Origin of the sequence: Aeromicrobium sp., assembly GCF_049587115.1 — a bacterium.
Lineage (GTDB): Bacteria > Actinomycetota > Actinomycetes > Propionibacteriales > Nocardioidaceae > Aeromicrobium.
Genome location: NZ_JBAVDI010000129.1, coordinates 61,523 through 67,756 on the forward strand (window position 1 = coordinate 61,523; position 6,234 = coordinate 67,756).

The 6,234-nt window shown below is 67.0% G+C and carries 5 protein-coding genes; 2 read left to right on the top strand and 3 right to left on the bottom strand.

Annotated features, from left to right (window positions below; translation table 11 throughout):
• Positions 1-43 precede the first annotated feature (43 nt).
• A complete protein-coding gene (locus WB461_RS12045; protein ID WP_423852974.1) occupies positions 44-1,972 on the bottom strand; it encodes a M13 family metallopeptidase in 1,929 nt (642 codons plus the stop codon).
• A gap of 35 nt (positions 1,973-2,007) precedes the next feature.
• Between WB461_RS12045 and WB461_RS12050 the strand changes: the two genes are divergently transcribed.
• Both WB461_RS12050 and WB461_RS12055 read left to right on the top strand, forming a co-directional pair.
• Positions 2,008-2,841, top strand: a complete 834-nt coding sequence (locus WB461_RS12050) for a siderophore-interacting protein (protein ID WP_423852966.1) — start codon at positions 2,008-2,010, stop codon at positions 2,839-2,841.
• 26 nt (positions 2,842-2,867) lie between these two features.
• Positions 2,868-4,283 carry an SDR family NAD(P)-dependent oxidoreductase gene (locus WB461_RS12055; protein WP_423852967.1) on the top strand — a complete coding sequence of 472 codons (1,416 nt, stop codon included), beginning with the start codon at positions 2,868-2,870 and terminating at the stop codon, positions 4,281-4,283.
• A 27-nt stretch (positions 4,284-4,310) separates the two neighbouring features.
• Here WB461_RS12055 and WB461_RS12060 read toward each other — a convergent pair whose 3' ends face one another.
• Positions 4,311-5,276 carry a phosphatase PAP2 family protein gene (locus tag WB461_RS12060; RefSeq protein ID WP_423852968.1) on the bottom strand — a complete coding sequence of 322 codons (966 nt, stop codon included), beginning with the start codon at positions 5,274-5,276 and terminating at the stop codon, positions 4,311-4,313.
• Positions 5,273-6,234 (bottom strand): hypothetical protein (locus WB461_RS12065; protein ID WP_423852969.1); only part of this gene is annotated, 962 nt, incomplete at its 5' end. The genes WB461_RS12065 and WB461_RS12060, both read right to left, overlap by 4 nt.

Consider the following 6,234-nt stretch of genomic DNA (forward strand, 5'->3'; position numbering starts at 1 on the left):
CATCCGTGAAATCTAGCGGTTTGCGCGCAGAATCCCGACCTCGTCAGGCCCAGATGCTGACGCGCTGGGACTCGTCGAGCCACAGCTCGTCGTTGGACGTGACGTCGAATGCGGCGTAGAACGCCGGGAGGTTGCGCACGACCTGGTTGCACCGGAACTCCGGAGGGGAGTGGGGATCGATCGTGAGCCGCCGCACGGTTTCGGCGGGACGTACCTTCGACTGCCAAGCCTGGGCCCACGAGATGAAGAACCGCTGATCCGGGGTGAGTCCGTCGATCTGCGTGTCGTCGGGTTGAGTCAGGCGGAACGCGCGATAGGCGATGCCGAGGCCGCCGAGGTCGCCGATGTTCTCGCCGATGGTCAACGAGCCGTTGACGGTGCGGCCCTCGGCTCCGTCCGGGGTCAGTGCGTCATACTGGGCGATCAGCGCCGAGGTCAGCTCTTCGAACGAGGAGCGGTCGTCGTCGGTCCACCAGTTCCGCAGCTCGCCGGTGCCGTCGTACTGCGAGCCCTGGTCGTCGAAGCCGTGACCGATCTCGTGGCCGATCACGGCTCCGATCGCGCCGTAGTTGACCGCGTCGTCGGCATCAGCGTGGAAGAATGGCGGCTGCAGGATGGCTGCCGGGAAGACAATCTCGTTCATCGTGGGGTTGTAGTAGGCGTTGACGGTCTGCGGAGTCATGTACCACTCGGCGCGGTCGATCGGTGAGCCGATCTTGGCCAGCTCACGATCCGTCGCGACGGCGATCGCGCGTCGGGCATTTCCCAGCAGGTCGTCTGGCGCGGTCTGCAGCGCGCTGTAGTCGCGGAACTCCTCGGGGTGGCCGATCTTGGGGTTGAACGTGTCCAGCTTGTCGTGGGCCTGCTGCTTGGTCTCGTCGCTCATCCAGTTCAGCTCCGAGATGCTCTGCCGATATGCCTCGAGCAGGTTGTCGATGAGCTCGGTCATCCGCGCCTTGGAGGTCGGGGGGAACTCCGTGCGGACGTAGATCCGGCCGACAGCCTCGCCGACCGAGGCTTCGACGAAGCCAACGGCGCGCTTCCAGCGGGGACGCAGCTCATCGGTGCCGCTCAGCGTTCGGCCGTAGAACTCGAAGTTCGCGGTCACGAACTCCGAGGAGAGATAGGGCGAGGCGCTGTGGACGACCTGCCAGCGCAGCCAGTCCTTCCAGGCAGCGAGCTCGGCCGGGACCAGCAGCGTCTCGAGCCCTTCGAGGTAGGAAGGCTGGGCCACGACGATCTCGGCGATGACCGGCGCGGGAATCTGCGCTCCCGCTGACCACGCGGGCCAGTCGAATGACGGGGCGAGGTCCTGCAGCCCCTCCAAGGCAAGCAGGTTGTAGGTCTTCTGCGCATCGCGTGATTCGACCCGGTCCCAGTGGAACGCGGCGATTCGGGTCTCCAGATCCATGATGCGTCGGGCGCGACCGGGGGCGTCGTCGAGGCCCGCGAGATCCAGCATCTTGGCGAGGTGCTCGACGTACGCCTTGCGGATCCCGGCAGACTCCTCGTCGCGGTAGTACGCCTCGTCGGGAAGGCCGATGCCTCCCTGCCCGAGGTGGGTCACATAGCGATCGGGCTGGCCTCGGTCGGGTCCGATGTACATCCCGAAGACGCTCCCGACACCCTGCCGGTCCAGGCTGCCGAGGGTCGCGACGAAGCTCGGGATGTCCGTGATCGCGTCGACCTGGGCCAGCTCTGCATCCAGCGGTGTCGCGCCCAACGCCTCGATGCGGTCCTCGTCCATGAAGCTGGCGTACAGGTCGCCGATCTTTCGCTGCTCGTCGTCCGCCGGCGCCTCGAGGGCGGCCTCGATGATCGCGCGCACCGTGGCCTCGGCCTCGTCGACCAATGTCACGAACGTGCCGGCCGTGGCCCGGTCGGGCTTGATCTCCGCACTGCGGAGCCAAGGGCCGTTGACATGCCGGAACAGGTCGTCCTGGACGCGGATCTCGGGGTCGAACTGGGTCATGTCTATGCCGTGGGTCACGCCAGTAGGCTACACACGTGAGCAAGACCCGTCCCGCCCGAATGACCGTGCTCCGCACCGAGATCCTGACCCCGTCGATTCGCCGGATCGTGTTCGGTGGTTCCGGCTTCGATGACTTCAACGGACGGGACAACGCGTTCACCGACAAGTACGTCAAGCTGGTGTTTCTGGCCGACGGCTTCACTTATTCGGAGCCGTTGGATCTGGCTGAGGTGCGCGAGACGATGCCACCGGAGGCGTGGCCGGTGCTTCGGACCTACACCGTCCGTTGGGTCGACCCAGTGGCTCGCGAGCTGGCGATCGACTTCGTGGTGCATGGTGGCGAGGGATTTGCGGGTCCGTGGGCCGAGCGCGCCGAGCCGGGAGACGTCATGCACCTGCGTGGGCCCAGCGGTGCCTACGCCCCAGACCCGTCCGTCGACTGGCACTTGTTCGTCGGCGACGAGGCGGGCCTGGCGGCCATCTCGTCCGCGCTGGCGGCGCTGCAGCCGGGCGCCTCGGCGGTGGCATTCGTCGAGGTCGACGACGCTGCGCACCAGGTCGACCTGCCTACCGCAGCCGACCTGGAAATCCACTGGCTGCATCGGGGTGGAGCGGCAGCCGGTACCACGACGCTGCTCGATGAGGCTTTGAGAGCGTGGGAGTGGCGCGACGGTCGCTGCCAAGCGTTCGTCCACGGGGAGTCGGCCTTGCTCAAGAGCGTACGACCGTACGTCCTGAACGAGCGCGGCGTGGCCAGGGAGGACGTGTCGGTGTCCGCGTACTGGCGTCGCGGGGCGACGGAGGAGGACTTCAAGGTCTGGAAGTCTCAGCAGTCCGAGCCCGCCGTCATGCGACCGGGCACCTCCTGATGCCGTGGGACCGGTAACCTCATCGGGTGACTGATCTCCGCAACGTTGCCGTCGTCCTGGCTGGTGGAACCGGCACCCGGGTGGGCCTGTCGATCCCCAAGCAGCTCATCAAGATCGCCGGAAAGACGATCATCGAGCACACCATCGCAACCTTCCAGGCATCCCCGCTGATTGACGAGATCGTGGTCCTGATGACGCCGGGTCACCTCGACCCGGTCCGGGCAATCGTGCAGAACGGCGGATACGGGAAGGTCACGCAGATCGTCGAGGGCGGCGAAACGCGCAACGAGTCCACGAGCCGCGCTCTGGACGCACTGGGCACCGAGGAGTGCAACGTCCTCTTCCACGACGCCGTGCGCCCTCTGGTGTCCCAGACCATCATCAGCGACGTGGTGGCGGCTCTGGCCACCCACCGTGCGGTCGACACGGCGATCCCGTCGGCCGACACCATCGTCCAGGTCCACGACGCGCCCGACGGTGAGACCGAGACGATCGCCGACGTCCTCCCGCGACATCTGCTCCGGCGCGGACAGACCCCGCAGGCATTTCGACTGTCCGTGATCCGCGAGGCCTACGAGCGTGCGTGGAAGGATCCGGACTTCACCGCGACCGACGACTGCACGGTGGTGCTGCGCTACCTCCCCGACGTCCCGATCGCCGTCGTCGCGGGGCACGAGCGGAACATGAAGGTCACCGAGCCGATCGACGTCTACATCGCCGACAAGCTCTTCCAGCTGCACTCGGCCGACACGCCCGATCAGCTCAACGATGAGCAGTACCGAGCTGCACTGGCCGGCAAGACGATGGTCGTGTTCGGCGGCTCGTACGGCATCGGGGGTGACATTGCCGAGCTTGCCCGCGGATTCGGGGCCACGGTCCACTCGTTCTCGCGTTCCTCCACCAACACGCATGTCGACCGCCGCGAGGACATCGCCGCTGCCGCCGCCGCCGTGCTCGAGGAGAACAGCTCGATCGACTTCGTCGTCAACACCGCCGGGGTCCTGGTGATCGAGGATCTTGCCGAGACCTCTGAGGAGACGATCTTCGCTGCGACCGAGATCAACTATCTCGCGCCGATCTTCATCGCGCAGGAGTTCTACCCGCACCTGGCCCGCTCGTCGGGATCGCTGCTTCTGTTCACCTCGTCGTCGTACACCCGCGGGCGTGGCGGCTACTCCCTGTACTCCTCGGCCAAGGCGGCGGTGGTCAACCTGACCCAGGCACTGGCCGACGAATGGGCCGGGGAGGTCCGGGTCAACTGCGTGAATCCCGAACGGACCGGAACTCCAATGCGCACGAAGGCGTTCGGCGAGGAGCCCGAGGGAACCCTGCTGACCTCGATCGAGGTCGCCCGGCAGTCTCTCGACGTCCTGCTGGCCAATCAGACCGGCCACATCATCGACATCCGTCGCGGTGACGGACCGGCGGCGGTCGGCGGATAGAACAGCACCACCAGAGCCGGACCGGCATCACCGGGACGTCGACGTCGGTGCCGCGGCCGCACTGCTGATCTTCTCCCGATGACCTGGCTCTGTGCGTTTCTCCCACCACGAGCAGCCAGCCATCACGGCGGCGGCGAGGAGCCATCCGGCCAGGATGTCGATGACGTAGTGCTCGCCGTCATAGACCAGGGCGAGTCCCATCACCAGCGGGTAGATCGCCAGCAGCCACCGCCATGGACTCCGCAGTCGACTGATTCCGTACGCCGCGATGAGCATCGCCAGTCCGCCGTGCAGCGACGGCATCGCGGCGACCGGGTTCCCGACCCCGGCCAGCACGACGTGGAAACCTCCCAGTCCGAGGTCGTCCCAGCCGCGCCCGGTGAGCCGCGGAACCGGTTGCGAGAGGTATCCGTTCTTTGCCGCGAGCCACGGTGGCGCCATCGGGTAGGCGATGTAGATCGCGAGTGCTGAGAAGTTGATCACCAGGTAGCGACGCATCCACGGCACCCAGGCCGCCCGGCTCCGAAGCCACAGCACGACAGCGATCGTCAGACCGGCGACGAAGTGCGAGAAGTAGACCGTGGTCAGGATCGCGTCGTACCAGCGGGGGTCCGACGAGCTCGAGCACGGCTCGGCGCACCAGGACTCCATCAGCCGGGTGGTCGGCAGCTGTCCTTGTCCGAGCCAGGTGTCGACGCGGATCGGCAGGGTCCAGTGCACGGGCACCGGGAGCAGGTTGTCCGAGAGGCCCCGGCTGTAGAGATAGAGCAGTAGACCCACGAAGATCGGCCACCAGTCACGCACGAATCGCAGATGCTCGCGCGCAGGAGCGCGCACGTCCCACGCGATCGTGGCCAGCCACAACCAGCCGAACATCTGGAACGGATCGGTCGGCACGCCGATGAGCACGACCCACAGGCTCAGGGCGATCGCGTAGATCAGCAACGCCGGCCCACTCCATTGCCAGTTTCGCGGCGCCCGGTCTGTGGTCACGGGCAGGAATCCGGACTGAAGAGATCGCGCTGTGCACGGCTGTCGAGCCATATTGCGCGACCGCACAGGGTCGCCACGCTGCGGTAATGACGGCTCAGCGCGGCGTCCACGGCGGATGGATCGATGCCCCAGGAGTTGATGCCGGACCAGTCGACGAACCAGGTTGGGCGCGCGGGGGAGTCCAGGACAGCCGCGAGCGTGTCCAGCTGAGGGTCGAGCGTTCGCACGGGCAGGCTCCACAGGTACGGATAGGGGCTCGCCATCTCGGCTGCCGCCAGCACGTTGGGCTGACCGTACGCCACGACAGCGGTGTCGGCGGGTCGGCCGGACCGCTGCAACCACGTGCCCAGCGCCTCAGCTTCGGCCCCGTCCTCCATGGGCGAGGCGACAGTCCAGACCAAATTTGCCAGGGTCGCGACGACGACGCTCGCAGCGACCGCACGGAAGATTCGTGGTCGTACCCGGCTCGCCAGCAGGCCGACGGCCAGGGCGGACGCCGGGACGAGCTGGTAGAGGTAGTGGTTCCAGTAGCTCCCACCCAGCAGCGCGGCTGCCGACACGAACCCGATCACGGCTAGCGTCGCAAGCAGGATGGGATCTCGTCCGCGCAGCCCGTGCCACAGCGCGAGCGCCGCGATGATCGCGAGGCCGCTCACCGCCCAGGTGGCAAGAAGCACCAGCAGTCTGTCGGTCGTCGCTCCGTCCGCGTTCTGTCGAATCACTTCACCGGCCTGCGCCCGGAAGGTGACCAGGGCGTCGAACAGCTCCGGCGGAGAGGTGCCGCGCGCGGCCGACGCCGCCAGGGCGGCGGCAACTGTCCCAAGGACACCGAGTGCGCCCCAAGCGACGATCTTGCTGGCGTGTCGGCGGAGATCGGGCTGCTGCCAGCCGACCGCGACTGCCAGCACCAGGGCAAACACGATGCCGTCGATGATGGTTTGCTTGATCAGAGCGGCCC

What these genes read in the sequence shown, in the direction of transcription:
- WB461_RS12045 (WP_423852974.1), bottom strand. Translation starts at nt 1,972, where the DNA reads ATGACCCAGTTCGACCCCGAGATCCGCGTCCAGGACGACCTGTTCCGG.